This window comes from Pseudofrankia inefficax (assembly GCF_000166135.1).
Taxonomy (GTDB): Bacteria; Actinomycetota; Actinomycetes; order Frankiales; family Frankiaceae; genus Pseudofrankia; species Pseudofrankia inefficax.
Genome location: NC_014666.1, coordinates 351678 through 366934, shown reverse-complemented (window position 1 = coordinate 366934; position 15257 = coordinate 351678). Strand labels below are relative to the sequence as shown.

Below are 15257 nucleotides of genomic sequence, written 5' to 3'. Positions count from 1 at the left end.
CTGAGCGCCTGACGGCGAATCGCGCTCCTGACCGGCCTGCACGAGGGGACGGCCGGAGGGAAGCCGAGCACCGACCGCCAGCGGCCACTGGGACCTGGGACGCAGGAACACGACACAGGGCAGCTGCCACCAAGCCGCCAAGGCGCCTCGGCTCGTCCTCGGGGGGCGGGCCGAGGCGCCAACCCAGCCGACCAGCACCAGCACCAGCACCAAGAGTGATTTCGGTCGCGCCCGGCGCGCCAGAGCGGCGGCGGGCGGTACAGGATGGGACGCATGCCGACAGCCGCTTCGCCTACAGCGTCCAGGACGCCGCCGCAGGAGGTCGACCCGGAGTTCCTCGCGTTGCCGCGGGCGGCGCTGACGGACGCGGCGCTGCAGACGGCCCGCGATCTCGGCGTAAGCCACGCGGATATCCGGATCGAACGGCTTCGAGACGGCTCGCTGTCGTTCCGGGATGGAAGCCTCGAGACGAGCCATGACGGCTCGACCGTCGGCTTCGCCGTGCGGGTCGTGCATGAGGGGACCTGGGGGTTCGCGGCCGGGGTCGACCTGACCACCGACGAGGCGGTCCGCGTCACCCGGGAGGCCGTCGAGATCGCCCGGGTCGCCCGGCCGTTGAACACCGAGCCGATCGAGCTCGCCGACGAGCCGGTGCACGCCGACGCCACCTGGGTGTCGGCGTATGCCGTGAACCCGTTCGCCATCGACACCCGCGAGAAGGTCGACCGGGTCGGCGGGCTGTGCCGGACGTTGCTGTCCGCGGCCGACGTCGACCACGTCGACGGGCACCTCAACGAGGTCCTGGAGAACAAGTACTACGCGGACCTGAGCGGTACCTCGACCACCCAGCAACGGGTGCGCCTGCTCTGCCAGATCGAGGCGACCCGGGTCGACCCCGGGGGCGGCTTCGAGACGATGCGCACGATCGCGCCGCCGGCCGGGCGTGGCTGGGAATGGCTGGTCTCGGGTCCGGCGGCCGGCTGCTGGGACTGGGACGCCGAGATCGAGACGATTCCTGGCCTGCTCGCCGAGAAGGCGAAGGCGTCGTCGGTCGAGCCGGGGCGCTACGACCTGGTGATCGACCCGTCCAACCTGTGGCTCACGATCCACGAGTCGGTTGGCCACGCCACCGAGCTCGACCGGGCGCTCGGCTACGAGGCCGCCTACGCCGGCACCTCGTTCGCGACGCTCGACAAGCTCGGCAACCTGCGTTACGGCTCGCCGCTGATGAACGTCACCGGCGACCGGACCGCGCCGCACGGACTGGCGACGATCGGCTACGACGACGAGGGCGTAGCCGCCAGCCGGTGGGACATCGTCCACGCGGGCACGCTCGTCGGCTTCCAGCTGGACCGCAGGATGGCGGCGGCGAACGCCGAGCGCCTCGGCGTGAGCCGGTCGAACGGGTGCGCGTTCGCCGACTCCCCCGGGCACGTGCCGATCCAGCGGATGGCCAACGTCTCGCTGCAGCCGGCGGCCGGCGGGCCGTCCACCGAGGACCTGATCTCCGGGGTCAACCGTGGCATCTACATCGTCGGGGACAAGAGCTGGTCCATCGACATGCAGCGGTACAACTTCCAGTTCACCGGCCAGCGGTTCTACGAGATTCGCAAGGGCCGGATCGTCGGGCAGCTGCGCGACGTGGCCTACCAGGCGACGACGACCGACTTCTGGGGCGCGCTCGACGGGCTTGGTGGTGAGCAGACCTACCTGCTCGGCGGGGCGATGAACTGCGGCAAGGGGCAGCCTGGCCAGGTCGCCGCCGTCAGCCACGGCGCTCCCTCGACCCTGTTCCGCGGAATCAACATCCTCAACACCCGGCACGAGGCCGGTCGCTGATGACGGGGCTCGCGCAGGCGAAGGAGAACTGGTGACCGAGGCGTCGCACGAGATCGTCGAGCGGGCACTCGCCGCGTCGCGGGCCGACGGCTGCATCGTGATCGCGACCGAGTCCAGCACCGTCAACCTGCGCTGGGCGAACAACACGCTCACCACGAACGGGGCCGCCCGAGACCGGTCGGTCACCGTCGTCAGCATCGTCGGCCGTTCCTTCGGCGTGCGGTCGGTGAGCACGATCGAGGCCGGCACGACCGGGGTCGACAAGCTGACCGAGCTGGTCCGGTCCGCCGAGGCCGCGGCCAAGGACGCCGACGACGCGGAGGACTACGCCGACCTGCTGGCGCCCGGTCAGCCCGGCGCGGCGACGAGCCCCGAGCCGTTCGACGCCCTGGCCGAGCGGACCTCGACGTCGGTGTTCACGAGGTTCGCGGCCGACCTCGGTGAGGCGCTGCGGGCGGCGCGGGCCGAGGGCCGCGGGCTGTACGGCTTCGCCGAGCACGACCTGACCACCACCTGGCTGGGCACGTCCACCGGGCTGCGGCTGCGGCACAGCCAGCCGACCGGCTCGGTCGAGTGGAACGCCAAGAACGGCCAGCCGGGCGGCTCGGTCTGGCACGGCCAGGCGACCCACGACTTCTCCGACGTCGACGTGGCCGCGACCGACGCCGAGCTGCGCCGCCGGCTCGGCTGGTGCGCCCGCACTATCGACCTGCCGGCCGGCCGCTACGAGACCCTGCTGCCGCCGTCCGCCGTCTCCGACCTGATCCTGGACGCCTACTGGTCGGCCGCCGGGCGGGACGCGGCGGAGGGCCGCACGGTCTTCAGCAAGGCCGGCGGCGGGACCCGGCTGGGTGAGGCGTTCGGCCCCGCCGGGATGACGCTGTACAGCGACCCGGCCGACCCCGAGCTGAGCTGCGCGCCGTTCGCCGTCTCGGGGCACTCGTCCGCGACGGCGAGCGTCTTCGACAACGGGCTCGCGCTGGGGCGGACCAACTGGCTCGACGACGGCAAGCTCGCCGCCCTCGTGCACACCCGGTCCTCAGCCCAGGCCGCCGGCGCCCGGCCGACGCCGTTCGTCGACAACCTCACGATGGACGCCGGCGGGACGGCCACCCTGGACGACATGGTCGCCTCGACCAAGCGGGGGCTGCTGCTGACCTGCCTGTGGTACATCCGCGAGGTCGATCCGGAGGTACTGCTGCTGACCGGGCTGACCAGGGACGGCGTCTACCTCGTCGAGAACGGCGAGGTGACCGGCGCGGTGAACAACTTCCGGTTCAACGAGTCGCCGGTGAGCCTGCTCGGTCGGATCACCGAGCTCGGCGCGGCCAGCCGCACCCTGGGCCGCGAGTGGGCCGACTGGTTCAAGCTCTCCCGCATGCCGGCGGTACGGGTCCCCGACTTCAACATGAGCTCGGTCAGCCCCGCGTCATAGATCCCCCCCGGGGTCACAGGTAGGTGCCGGTACCGAAGCCGTCCTGGCCGGACTGGCCGGGCTGGCCGCTGGGCAGGGCCCGGCGGCGCATCTCCTCCAGCTGGGCGCGAGCGGCCATCTGCTGGGCGAACAGCGCCGTCTGCAGGCCGTGGAACAGGCCTTCCAGCCAGCCGACCAGCTGGGCCTGGGCGATCCGGATCTCGGCGTCGCTGGGCGTCTGGCTGTCGTCGAACGGGAGGCTGAGCCGGTCCAGCTCGTCCTTGAGCTCGGGCGCGAGGCCGTCGGACAGCTCGCGGATCGAGCTGCGGTGGATCTCGCGCAGCCGCAGCCGGCTCGCCTCGTCCAGCGGCGCCGCCCGGACCTCCTCGAGCAGCTGCTTGATCATGGTGCCGATCCGCATCACCTTGTCGGGCTGCGACACCATCGAAGAGATCATCGTGCGCGGGTCGGGCGAGTCCGAGCCGCCGTCGCCTGCGTGGTCCGAACCGGCGCCGGCGCCGTCCAGCGGGCTGCGCAGCCGGCCGTCCGGGCCCACGACCACCACCCGCGGTTCCGGTTGATCTGTCATGTCCCCATCCAACCGCATTCCGGCTCCCGGTAGTTCAGGCCGCCGCGAGACCGCCGAGACTCTCGACGCGGCACTAGACCGCGAGCAGCACCTTGCCGACATGCCCGAGGGACTCCACGACGCGGTGCGCCTCGGCCGCCTCGCGCAGCGGGAGCACTCGGTCGATCACCGGGCGGATCGCGCCCGACGCGAACGCCGGCCACACCTCGGCGCGCACGCCGGCCACGATCGCAGCCTTCTGCTCGCCCGGCCGATGACGCAGTGACATCGCGTGCACCGCGCCCCGCTTGGTCAGCAGCGTCGCCAGGTTCAGCTCGGCCTTGATGCCACCCTGCATGCCGATCACCACCAGCCGGCCGTCGGGGGCGAGCACGTCGACGTTGCGGGCCAGGTACTTCGCGCCCATGTTGTCGAGGATGACGTCCGCGCCGCGCCCACCGGTCGCCTCCTTCACCCGGGCCACGAAGTCCTCGTCCCGGTAGCAGATGGTGACGTCCGCGCCGAGCTCGCGACAGCGCTCCAGCTTCTCCGGGGAGCCCGCCGTCGTCGCGATCAGGGCCTTCGGCCGCAGGGCCCGGACGGCCTGGATCGCGAAGGTGCCGATCCCGGAGGCGCCGCCGTGCACCAGGAACGTCTCGCCGTCGAGGAGTTGGGCCCGTTGGAAAACGGTCGAGTAGACGGTCGAGGTGACCTCGGGCAGTCCGCCGGCGGTGACCAGGTCGACCCCCGGCGGCACCGGGAGCACCTGTCCGGCGGGGACGACGACCTTCGTCGCGTAGCCGCCGCCGGAGAGCAGCGCGCAGACCTCGTCCCCGACCCGCCAGCCGTCGACGCCCGGCCCGACGGCCGCGATCCGCCCGGAGCACTCCAGGCCGATGATGTCCGAGGCACCAGGCGGCGGCGCGTAGAGCCCTTGGCGCTGAAGCAGGTCGGCCCGATTGACCGCGGTGGCGACGACGTCGATGACCACCTCGTCCGGGCCAGGGCCGGGCGGGTCGTCCACCTCGCGCCACTCGAGCACCTCGGGACCACCGGGCTCGTCCACCGTGACCGCGTACACCCGCCAACCTTAGTCCGCAGCAGGGGGCGGAGCCGACGACGGACCCAGCGCCGTTCCGCTGCCCGGCCACGGCTGCCGGCGACACGGTGATCGGCCCTGTCGGTCGTTTTCCGAAGGCGCGGCGTTTCCAGGTTGGGACCAGGGGTAGGGCCCTGACCATGGAGGCCCTCCCGGTCGGGGTTGCGGCACGGCCGCAGGATCCGCCGCCGCTCAACCCCGACGCACCGATCCCCGACGACCCGGGGCCGCTGCTGCCGGACGGCCCTGGCGACCTGCCGCCCGCCCCGCACGAGCCGTCCCCCTTCACCGAGCCGGCGCCGACCGACCCGTCGACGCCCGAGCCAGAGCCGGTCTGAGCAGGGCCACCGATCCCGCCCCGTGGGCACCGGAACGCCTCGTCGATCCGGTATCGGCGTGAACGGGCGCGGCCTTCAGCGGACAGACGGATCGTGGACCGGTCCTGGCCCGGCCGGTCCGAGCAGAAGATCATGGCGAACGCGGAAACCTCCGGACGCCCAGATCCTCACCGATATCTGCCGAATTCCCCGACTTATCACTGTTCCGGAGCGTCGTCGGCCTTCTACGCAACGGTCCGAACGGGGTACCGTGCCGTGAGCCTGCCAATGCCGTGGGGGAGCGTGCCGTGTACGTCGACGACGTGAACCTCAACGAACTGGGCGGCCCACGTCATGGGTCTGCGTCCGCGAAGGCGTCACGATCGGCGGCGCGGGCCAGGTCCGCCGCCCCGTCAAGGATGACCGCGCCGCCGCGGCCGGCCAGCCGCGCGTTCCCGCCGTCCGACCCGACCGCGCGCCGCATCGGTACCGCGACGGGCATCCCGACGCAGGCTGAGGAGTTCCCGGAGCCGCCGACCGCCGACTGGCGGCCGGCCAACGCGGGCGGTCGACCGGCCCAGGCCGAGTTCGAGAAGTTCTTCGAGGCGCACCATCGCGAGCTCGCCCGCTTCGCCTTCCTGCTCAGCGGTGACCGGGACGCGGCCGAGGACATCACCGCCGAGGCGCTCACGTCGGCCTGGGTGCACTGGGACCGGGTCCAGGCTGCCGACAACCCGCTGGCCTACGTGCGCCGCAGCGTCGCCAACCTGGCCGCCGGCCGGATCCGCCGGACGGTCCGTGAGCGCAACGTGCTCGCCAAGCTGGGCCGGCAGCTGCCCATCCAGGCGACGAACGGTCCGGACGTCCCCGCCGTCCTGGACCTGGAGTCCGCCCTGTTGCGGCTGCCGCTGCGCAAGCGCCAGTGCGTGATCCTGCGCCACGGCCTGGACCTGTCCGAGGCGGAGACGGCCGACACGCTCGGGATCTCCATCGGCACCGTGAAGAGCCAGACCTCCAAGGCGGTCAGCGAGCTGGAACGGCTGCTGGCCGCCGGTGGCACCGGCGCCGGGGCGACCGCCAGCGCCGGGGCCGGCGCGACGGCCAGGAAGCGTCCGCGCATCCGCCGGGTGGCGCTGCGGGGAGGGGAGGCGTGAGTCTCTGTGGCAAGCGCGTCCCCAGTTCCACCGCGGTCGACGGGCCGGAGGACCTCGCTGTCGCGGGTCCCGCGGTCGCGCACCAGGACGCCGACCTCACGGTCGCCCGGCTGACGTCCGCGGATCTCGCCCACACCGGCTCCGCGTTCGGCGCGCTCGACGATTTCGGGACCGGCGAACCGGGCGGCACCGCGCCGGTCGCCGGCCGCCCATTCGGGGCTGACGAGCCATCCGGTCCGGAACCGCTGGCCGAGCGGTTCGAGCAGGTGCTCGGGGAGTACTCCGTCGACAGCGCCAGCCTGCGGGCGCGGGTGCTGACCGCCACGACCGCGGCCCAGCGCGACCTCGCCGCCGGCAAGCGCGCGGCGGACACCGCCCGCCGCCGCTCGCGTACCCGGCCGCGCTCGACCCGCCCCGCCGCCGGCCCGGTCAGCGCCCGGTCGGCGGGAGCGCACCGGGCGGGCGCCGCGCGACCGCGTCTGGTCACCGCCGGCGCCCTCGCCGCCGTGGTCAGCGTGATCGGCGTCAGCGCGGGTATCGCGAGCGTCGTCCAGAGTCAGTCGAAGCCGTCACGCGTCCTGGTGACGCCCGCGCCCCGCGCCCTCGTCACGCAGCCGGCCGCACCGCTGCCAGCCCCCGCGACCCAGGCGCCCGACGCGCCGAGCGCCACGCCGTCGGCCGGCCAGAGCCAGTCGACGGCCGACCCCACAGCCGCCAACGGATCGCAGAGCGTCGCCAGTACCAGCCAGCAACGGGGAGCGGCGTCCGGCCGCGGCGGCCAGGTCCCCTCGGGTCAGGACAACCGCCCGCGGGCTGTCCGGGGCTGGAGCGTCGCCCCGTTCCGGTCCGGCAGCGAACTCGTCCTGCCCGACAGGAACACGACCGACTGGGTCGTGTTCGGCGACGGCCACGGCGGGGTCGTGGCACGGGCCGCCATCCCGTTTCAGCTCCTGGACGTCAGCAGGATCGCCGGGGTCGGGTCGGCGCAGCGCGGCTACCCCACGAGCGTGAGCTGGACCTGGGGGACGCCGCGCCCGCAGGGCAGCCATTCCACGACCCGGCTGCGGATTCCCGGGGGCCGTTCGGCCACGATCGCGACGTACCGCGGCCCGCATGACGGGAAGCTCGCCTTCTACGTGGGCGGAGCCGCGAGCCTGCGGGTGACCGTGTCCGCGGCCGGCCTGCAGTCGAGCACCTTCACGGTCGCGCTGCCGAGCTCGACCGCGGTGGTCACGCTGGACCTCGGCGGGCTGCCCTACTGGACGCCAGCCACGATCAGCATCTCCGGCGCGGGCGGAAGCTCATTCTCCCTCGCGGCCGCCGTCCTCGACTAGGCAGGCCGCCCCCTGCCGCCGCCTCAGGCAAGATCGAATCGTTCCGGCGTCCTCATGATCGCGGTTTCGGCCCTCAAACGGGTCGAAAACCGGGCTCGATCGCAACCACCCCAGGGCCAAAACGGCGATCAAGCACCAGTACGAAAGAGAACAGGACCTCGGAGGGGACGGCACGCGAGCCGCGAGCTCCTGCGTGCCGTCCCACCCCGGGAGTACCGCTGCCGCCCGGGCGGGAAGGGGGGGCCGGGCGGCAGCGGTTGGGGATGGAAGTCCGCCTGCCAACGGACGTTCCGATCGCCGGTACGGCCAGGCGGGTGCCTGGCGAAGCCTTGCTGGTTTAGGTGGCCCGCTCGCCCGGCTGGGGGGGGTTAGCGGGGGAACAAGCGGGCCAGAACACCGACCGAACCTCCTGGCGCGAACTCCGTTCGGCATTCACGTGGTAGTTGCTCGGGGAGCCTGTCAGGTTGCCGTCATTTCGGAAGATTTTTTCCGTCTTGGCCGCCGATGCCCTGACCTGCGCCTTCGCCGACGGGCTCGGACGGCGGCCGGCGGTACGTGAGGCGTGACCTACCACCGCATCCCGCCAGGCCGGGTCGGGGGTAGCGTCAGGGATGTGCGCAGGGTGCTCAAGCTGTTCTCGCCAGCGTGGTTGCTGCGCCACTTGCTCGCGCTCGGCCTCATCGCGTTCTTCATCTACATGGGCCGCTGGCAGTGGACGAAGGGCGAGTCCAGCCACGGCACCCTGCAGAACCTCTTCTACGGCATCGAGTGGTGGATCTTCACCGCGTTCGTGCTGTACCTGTGGGGCAAGATGATCGGCGAAGAGATCCGCCCGAGCCAGCCGAATCCGGCGCCGGCCGCCGAGCCCGGCCCCGAGGCGGCCGTCACCGCGGCCGACCCGGCGGCGACGGACCTGAGGCCGGTGACCGGGCTGGCCGGCGCCACCACGGCCGTCGCCCGGGCGGACGCTCCCCTGGTCTTCGCCGCCGTCGCCGTGCCGGCCTCTCTCACGGCGACCCCGGCCGACGACGAGGACCCCGAGGACGAGGACCTGGCGGCGTACAACGCCTACCTGGCCAACCTGCGCACCCGCGACTCCGCCTGACCCTCGACTCCGCCTGACCCTCGACGACACCCCGCCCGACGACGCCCGCCTCCCAGGACGCACCCGCCGCACCGGTGCCACCACGACGATCACGCCGGAGACCACGATGACCGCACCCAGCCAGGACCCGGCCGCCGTCGCGACCGCGTCGCCCGTGCCCGGCCCGCCATCGGCGCCGGCCACGCCCAGCCGCGCGGGCGCCGGTCCGGACGCCCTCGCGAAGGCGTACAGGCCGTACCGGGTCCTCGCCTACGTCGTCGGCGTCATCCTCGTCGTGCTGGTGCTCGTCGCCGTACCGCTGAAGTACGCGGCCGACGTCCCGCAGCTCGTCCAGATCATCGGCCCGGTCCACGGGGTGCTCTACATCGTCTACCTGCTCGCCACCTTCAACCTGGCGACCAAGGCGAAGTTCTCGCTGCGGCGGGCGATCCTGGTCATGCTCGCCGGCACGATCCCGTTCGTGTCCTTCGTGGCCGAGCGGTCGGTCACCCGCGAGCTGAAGCCACGGCTCACCGGCACGGTCACCGAGCGCTGACCGCGGCGCCAGACCCACCGGACACGATCGCGAGCTCTGCGCCACGCTCGCCTTCCTCGACCTGGCTCAGTCTCGGTCGATCCGGTGACGGTCGGCGCTGTCGGGGGCGGCCGGGCGCGGCACGAGCCGCAGCGCGGCCGGCCGCGACGGGCGCGGACCGCGGCGGGCCGCCGTCACCGAGATCGAGATCCCCTCGCCGACCGCCAGCCGACGTACCAACCGGCGGGGCCGGCCGGATCCGTCCAGCCGTGGGCCGACGACCTGAGCAGGGGCCCGGAACGCGGCCAACAGCTGCGCCGGCTCGGTACCGAACGCGAGGTGCCGCCCATCCGACCAGGTCAGCAGGTCGGCGGCGAACCGCCCGGTGCGGGTGACCAACAGCCGTCTGGCGCCCGGGTCCCAGACGAGCACGAGCCGGTCCGGCGGTAGCTCGCGCAGGCAGCGCTCGCCGCTGGCCCGGTAGGCCGCGGCGACACTCAGGGCCGCGGTGTCCTCGTCGCGCGCCGACCCGCTCGGCTCCCCCGCGTCGCCAGCCTGGCCCGCCGGACAGGCTGGCCAACCGGCGAGCCGCAGGTGGCCGCGGCCCGCGAGCACGACGGCCATCAGCCCGCCGTCGTCCACCACGATCGGTGGGATCGGGCCGCCCGCCCTTCCAGCGGCGGTGACGACGCCGAAGGGCCCGTCGAGATGGACGCCGCGGGCCGCCGGCAGGCCCAGGGAGGACGAGGCGAGCATCGCCGTCAGGGTGGACCGGCGGACGTCCGCTCCGTCCAGCCGCAGCAGGCCGCACAGGGTCACGCCGGCTTCCTCCCGTCCGCCGTGGCGACCGACCGCGCGGGGCGGCGCGGCGGCGACTGGACCCGCGCCGCGACTACCCCAAGACGGCCAGGCGGCACCCACCGCGTAACCATCGGCCCTAGCACATGTTCAGCGACGGAAAGTAGCAGGTAGCCGGGCCCCCGTCCGGCTCCTTGACCGAATTGAGGTCGCCGTTCCCGATCGCGGCGAGCCGGTGAGTCCGTGCCTTCTGGTGGTCTTCCCCAAGCCAAGACCGCCGCGTCCGGGATAGGACACACAGTGACAACGATGTCACCGAGCAAGGAATCGCCATGACTGTTGCCGCCGCTGTCCCCGTTCCTCATCTGACATCGCTCGCATCCGGACTGGCGGCCAAGGAACAACTCTCGTCGTCCTGCGGCCCGAGCATCGCCGTGTCCTACCTGCTCGCCGCCGCGGCCGCGCTCGCGGCGCTCACCTGTGCCGCCAGGATCCGGCTGACCACGGACGGTCGGCGGTCCCGCGGGGTTCGCGGCGCCGGCTGGACCGCCGCCGCGGCCGTCGCGGTCGGCGCGGCGGTCTGGTCGACCCAGCTCGCCGGCACCGTGTCCTGCGAGTACAGCGGCACCGCGCTGTTCGACCTGCGCCTGATCGTCATGGGCGCGCTGGTCGTGCCGCTGGCGACCGGAGCCGGCCTGGCGATCGTCGCGACCAGCCCGGCCAGCTCCCGCCGGCTGGTCGTCGGCGGGATCGTGAGTGGGGCCGGCTGGTCGGCCGCGTCCTTCATGACGATCGCCGCGTTGCGCACCACCGGGACGCTCGGCTACGACCTCGTGCTGGCGGCCCTGTCCGTGGTGATGAACGTGGCCACCGCGACCGTGCTCTGCTGGGTGGCCTTCCGCCCGGGCGAGCGGTACCTGCGCGACGTCGTGGCGGCCATGCTGCTCGGGGCGGCCATCCGGGGTGGTTACTACACCGCCCTGGTCGCGACGAGGACCATCCCCGACGCGAAGGACGGCTGGTCGCCGGGGCTCGACCCGTTCGCGCTGGGCCTCGTGACGGCGGCTGGCTCGACGATCGTCCTGATGTTCATCGCGGTCGCGGCCGTCGGCGGCCTCCTGCAGCCTCGGGTCGCCGGTTTCGGCACCACCACTCGGCCCTGGGCCCCCCGCCGGGGCGGGACCGCCATCAGGAGACCGACCCCCGGTTTCGGCCCGGACGACGCCCACGCGGCACGGCCCGGCGACGGCCCGGCGCCTCCGGAGCCCAAGCCCGCGGCCGCCCCGGTCCAGGTGGCGGGCGTCCAGGCCCCGATCCCCGTCAAGAACGCCGGTGACGGCCCGGCGCCCGTGCGGCCTGGCGCGGAGGCGGCCCTGCCGGTGCCCGCGGGCACCCGGGCGGTCGCCGTCTCGCCGGCAGGAAGGGCGCCGACCCAGGAGCCGCCCGCGTCGCTCGCGCACGCCGAGCTGACCTTCGAGGAGCTCGCCTACGTCGGGCGGTCGTTCACCGGCTCGGTCGATGACGCGGTCGAGCTGCTGGAGCTGGCCGACGACGAGCCAGCCGACGCGCGTCCAGCCCCGGGACAGGCGGCGATCGACGATGTTCCCGCCGTCGACCCAGAGGACATCGCGCCGTTCGATGACGCGCTCGCCCCGGTCGCGGTCGCGGCGGCGCGGCCGGCCGTGCCGCCGCCAGGCGGTCGCGAGCCGGCACCGGCCGGCCCGCCGCCCAGGGCCGCCGCCCCGGATTCCGGTGAGCTGGTCTCGGTCCTCGTGCCAGCCCCGCTCCGGGCCCCCCGGTCCGAGTCGCCCGGGTCCGGCGAGCAGACCGGCGAGCCGGCATCGGACCCGGAGGTCGGAAGCGGGCCGACACGGCGCCCGACGGTGCTGACACCCAGCTCGCCTGTCTGGACCGCCGCGCTCCCGGCCGGGGTCCCGGCGGGACCGCCAGCCGGGCCGCCAGGCCGACGGCTGCCGCCGCTGCCCTCGGTACCGCCGCCCGCGCCGGGCACCGTCGCGACGGGCGCCGCGCACGCGGTGCCGTGGTCCGCCGACCCGCTGGGGATCTCCGTGACGACCGCGCAGGGCGCAGGCCACGACGGAACGCACGCCTCGGCGGACGAGCCGTGGACCCCCGGTCAGCTCGGTGGCGTGGGGCCGCAGCCGAGGTGGGCCGTGCCGCTGTGGTTCCCGCCCCCGGCCTGGTGGTTCCTGACGCCGGCGCTGGGGCGGCACACCGTCGCGCGGCATCGCGCGGACGACCCGAGCGCTCCCACCAGGCCGCTACGTCTCGCGCCGGCACGCCCGGAGCACTGACACGCGCCGGGGTCCGCGGTAACGCGACCCGACGGCGGGTCAGGAGGCCTTACGCGCCCGGCTGCGGCTCGGTGGCACGAACGAGACGTAGGCCGGGCACGCCGGCAGGTGCTCGTCGAAGCCGGCGAGGTCGGGCCAGTGGCCATGGCAGCCCCGGCAGTGCGTCGCAGCCTCGTCGGTCCAGCGCTGGTCGCAGCCGCCGCAGCTCGCGGTCACCGGAACGTGCCTGCCCCGGCCCGGCTGGCCGAGGCCGCGCAGCGGCACGGGCAACGTCTGCTGGACGCCAGCCGCGCGACGCGCCGGCCGGCCGACGCTCACAGCGACCGTCCTGGCTGCTGACTCCCGATAACCCGCAGCCGAAGCTGACTGGGCCGGCGGGGACGCGACCGGCGGCGCTGACACCAGTGATGCGGACGAAGGGGACCGGCGGGCAGGCACCGGGCCATCCTGTCGCACGGCTGCTCGACGGTCACGTGGCCCCCTCCCACTTCGGCTCCTTCGGCCGTCCCCATCGTGCCGGATCTCCAATATCTGGTCATATGTCGACCGGCCGACCCGCCGATCTGGCGGTCCCGTTACCGCCATCCGGCCCCTACCCACCGACTGGACCGCCGGATCATGGGCTTAGCCTGGGCCGCAGCATCAATCGCGCCTCACCGGGCAGACCGACCAGCCCGACCGGCAGGCTCCTGGCGCACCCCGGGTGACCAACCCCCTCGCTCCGCCACCGGCGTGCCGGCCGGGCGGGTCATGGACCATTCCGACAACCCGGGGCAACGACGCCGAATCGCCCGGGGCACGATCGCAGGGGCAGACTGCGACCAGTCGTTGCCGCCTAGCCGCCGTCTGGCCCGAATGGGCGCCGAATCCGGGTCGACGGCGACAACGAGGCACCACCGAGCGGGGAGAGTGATGATCGACGCCCGCGGGCTGACCAAGCGTTACGGCCGCACGCTCGCGGTCAACGACCTGTCGTTCACCGTGCGGTCCGGCCGGGTGACCGGCTTCCTCGGTCCGAACGGGGCGGGCAAGTCCACCACCATGAGGATGATCCTCGGGCTGGACCGCCCGACCGCGGGCGAGGTCCGCATCGGCCGCAAGCGCTACGCCGACCTGACCAACCCGATGCGCCACGTCGGCGCCCTGCTCGACGCGAAATGGGTCCACCCGAACCGGTCCGCCCGCGCCCACCTGCGCTGGCTGGCCGCCGCCAACAGGCTGCCGGACCGACGGGTCGACGAGGTCCTCGAGATCGTCGGGCTGACCGACGTGGCCCACCGGCGGGCCGGCGGCTTCTCGCTCGGCATGGCGCAGCGACTCGGCATCGCGGGCGCCCTGCTGGGCGACCCCGGGGTGATGCTGTTCGACGAGCCGGTCAACGGCCTCGATCCCGAAGGGATTCTCTGGATTCGGCGGCTCATGCACCGGCTGGCGGACGAGGGCCGCACGGTGTTCGTCTCCAGTCATCTGCTGTCCGAGATGGCGGTGACCGCGAGTGAGTTGGTCGTCATCGGCCGGGGCCGGCTGATCGCGCAGACCACCACGGCCGCGTTCACCGACCAGGCATCCGGCGCGACGGTACGGGTCCGGGGGCCCGAGCCGCACCGGCTGCGGGCCGTCCTGACCGCCGGCGGGCTGGCCGTCGACGAGGTGCCCGCCTCCGACGCGGGTCCCGCGGCCTTCACCGTGCACGATGCGACCACGGAGGCGGTCGGCGAGCTCGCCGGTGCCGCCGGCCTCGTCCTGCACGAACTTGCCGCCCAGCGCGGCTCGTTGGAGGAGGCGTTCCTGCAGCTGACCAGCCGGGACGTCGAATACCGGGCCGGTGACGGCTACTCGGAGCCGGCCGGTTTTCCGGAGCCAGCCGGTTACCCGGAGCCAGCCGGCTACCCGGAGCCAGCCGGCTACCCGGAGCCAGCCGGCTACCCGGAGCCAGCCGGTTACCCGGAGCCAGCCGGTTACCCGGAGCCAGCCGGCTACGCGGAGCCGGCCGGCGGCTTGGTGTGGGAGGCGGAGACCTCGTGGCCGGCCTGACGTTGCTTCGGGTCGAACGGATCAAGCTGTTCTCGACCCGGTCGCCGTGGTGGTGTCTGGCGACCGCCACCGTCGCGACCATCGCCCTGGCGATGCTGGTGGCGGGGACGGTCACCAAGGACGACCTGCCGACCTTCACCCCGGCGGCGACCCAGTTCGCCGGCAGGTTCGGCTCCGTCATCATGATGGTGATGGCCATCCTGGCGGTCACCACGGAGTACCGGTTCAGCACGATCCGGGTGACCTTCCTGGCGTTCCCGCGCCGCACCGACGCTCTGCTAGCGAAGACCGTGGTCGTCGCCGGGCTCGCCGGACTCACGGGTGAGGTCGCCGCGATCGGCTCGTGGGTCGTCTCGGTGGTGCTGCGGCCGGACGCCCCGCTGGCGCTGCGCTACGCGAGGGACTTCCGAGTCGTCATCGGAAGCGGAGTGGTCTGGGCGATCGGGGCGGTGATCGCCATAGCGGCTGGCCTGCTCATCCGGCACTCCGCCGGAGCGATCAGCGCTGTCATGATCTGGAACCTGCTGCTGGAGAACCTGCTGCCGGTCATCCCCCGGATCGGGCCGCACCTGCAGGACTGGCTGCCGTTCACCGCCGCCAGCAACTTCCTGTACGACGGACAGCCACTGGGCACGGACTCGGCGCTTGACCAGCCATCCCGGCTGGGCCCGTGGGGATCCCTCGCGTACTTCGCTGCCTTCGCCGCCCTGCTGCTGGCGATCGGCATCATCGTGGCCAAGCGTCGGGACGCCTAGCTTCGGCCGGC

The 15257-nt window shown here is 73.4% G+C and carries 14 protein-coding genes; 10 read left to right on the top strand and 4 right to left on the bottom strand.

Annotated features, from left to right (window positions below; all coding sequences use genetic code 11):
• Positions 1 to 273: 273 nt before the first annotated feature.
• Positions 274 to 1839 (top strand): TldD/PmbA family protein, encoded by a 1566-nt coding sequence (locus tag FRAEUI1C_RS01470; protein ID WP_013421502.1) that lies wholly within the window; start codon positions 274 to 276, stop codon positions 1837 to 1839.
• Positions 1840 to 1870: 31 nt separating this feature from the next.
• The gene (locus tag FRAEUI1C_RS01465; protein ID WP_013421501.1) at positions 1871 to 3274 is read left to right on the top strand and encodes a metallopeptidase TldD-related protein; all 1404 of its coding nucleotides are present in this window, start codon (positions 1871 to 1873) and stop codon (positions 3272 to 3274) included.
• A 13-nt stretch (positions 3275 to 3287) separates the two neighbouring features.
• On the opposite strand, the gene FRAEUI1C_RS01460 is transcribed toward FRAEUI1C_RS01465, so the two are convergent.
• Both FRAEUI1C_RS01460 and FRAEUI1C_RS01455 read right to left on the bottom strand, forming a co-directional pair.
• Entirely contained in the window at positions 3288 to 3842 is a 555-nt protein-coding gene (locus FRAEUI1C_RS01460; RefSeq protein ID WP_041258684.1) for a bacterial proteasome activator family protein, read from the bottom strand.
• Between the two features lie 73 nt (positions 3843 to 3915).
• A complete protein-coding gene (locus FRAEUI1C_RS01455) occupies positions 3916 to 4902 on the bottom strand; it encodes an NAD(P)H-quinone oxidoreductase (RefSeq protein WP_013421499.1) in 987 nt (328 codons plus the stop codon).
• A gap of 158 nt (positions 4903 to 5060) precedes the next feature.
• Between FRAEUI1C_RS01455 and FRAEUI1C_RS01450 the strand changes: the two genes are divergently transcribed.
• From FRAEUI1C_RS01450 to FRAEUI1C_RS01430, 5 genes are all read left to right on the top strand, one after another.
• Entirely contained in the window at positions 5061 to 5258 is a 198-nt protein-coding gene (locus FRAEUI1C_RS01450; RefSeq protein ID WP_013421498.1) for a hypothetical protein, read from the top strand.
• A 398-nt stretch (positions 5259 to 5656) separates the two neighbouring features.
• Positions 5657 to 6391 carry a SigE family RNA polymerase sigma factor gene (locus tag FRAEUI1C_RS35825; protein WP_049806799.1) on the top strand — a complete coding sequence of 245 codons (735 nt, stop codon included), beginning with the start codon at positions 5657 to 5659 and terminating at the stop codon, positions 6389 to 6391.
• Entirely contained in the window at positions 6388 to 7725 is a 1338-nt protein-coding gene (locus FRAEUI1C_RS01440) for a hypothetical protein (RefSeq protein ID WP_013421496.1), read from the top strand. The genes FRAEUI1C_RS35825 and FRAEUI1C_RS01440 overlap by 4 nt, the downstream gene beginning before the upstream one ends.
• 613 nt (positions 7726 to 8338) lie before the next feature.
• Positions 8339 to 8830 (top strand): hypothetical protein, encoded by a 492-nt coding sequence (locus FRAEUI1C_RS01435; protein WP_041259931.1) that lies wholly within the window; start codon positions 8339 to 8341, stop codon positions 8828 to 8830.
• Positions 8831 to 8936: 106 nt separating this feature from the next.
• Positions 8937 to 9365 (top strand): DUF3817 domain-containing protein, encoded by a 429-nt coding sequence (locus FRAEUI1C_RS01430; RefSeq protein WP_013421494.1) that lies wholly within the window; start codon positions 8937 to 8939, stop codon positions 9363 to 9365.
• Positions 9366 to 9431: 66 nt separating this feature from the next.
• On the opposite strand, the gene FRAEUI1C_RS01425 is transcribed toward FRAEUI1C_RS01430, so the two are convergent.
• A complete protein-coding gene (locus FRAEUI1C_RS01425) occupies positions 9432 to 10163 on the bottom strand; it encodes a hypothetical protein (RefSeq protein ID WP_013421493.1) in 732 nt (243 codons plus the stop codon).
• A gap of 311 nt (positions 10164 to 10474) precedes the next feature.
• On the opposite strand from FRAEUI1C_RS01425, the gene FRAEUI1C_RS01420 reads away from it, so the two are divergent.
• Positions 10475 to 12457 (top strand): integral membrane sensor protein, encoded by a 1983-nt coding sequence (locus FRAEUI1C_RS01420; RefSeq protein WP_013421492.1) that lies wholly within the window; start codon positions 10475 to 10477, stop codon positions 12455 to 12457.
• Positions 12458 to 12496: 39 nt separating this feature from the next.
• Here FRAEUI1C_RS01420 and FRAEUI1C_RS01415 read toward each other — a convergent pair whose 3' ends face one another.
• Positions 12497 to 12775, bottom strand: a complete 279-nt coding sequence (locus tag FRAEUI1C_RS01415) for an FDXHR family putative zinc-binding protein (protein ID WP_013421491.1) — start codon at positions 12773 to 12775, stop codon at positions 12497 to 12499.
• 594 nt (positions 12776 to 13369) lie between these two features.
• Here FRAEUI1C_RS01415 and FRAEUI1C_RS01410 point away from each other — a divergent pair.
• On the top strand, positions 13370 to 14491 hold the full coding sequence (locus FRAEUI1C_RS01410) for an ATP-binding cassette domain-containing protein (protein ID WP_013421490.1): 1122 nt from the start codon (positions 13370 to 13372) through the stop codon (positions 14489 to 14491).
• Entirely contained in the window at positions 14479 to 15246 is a 768-nt protein-coding gene (locus FRAEUI1C_RS01405; protein ID WP_013421489.1) for an ABC transporter permease, read from the top strand. Before FRAEUI1C_RS01410 ends, FRAEUI1C_RS01405 begins: the two co-directional genes overlap by 13 nt.
• Positions 15247 to 15257 lie beyond the last annotated feature (11 nt).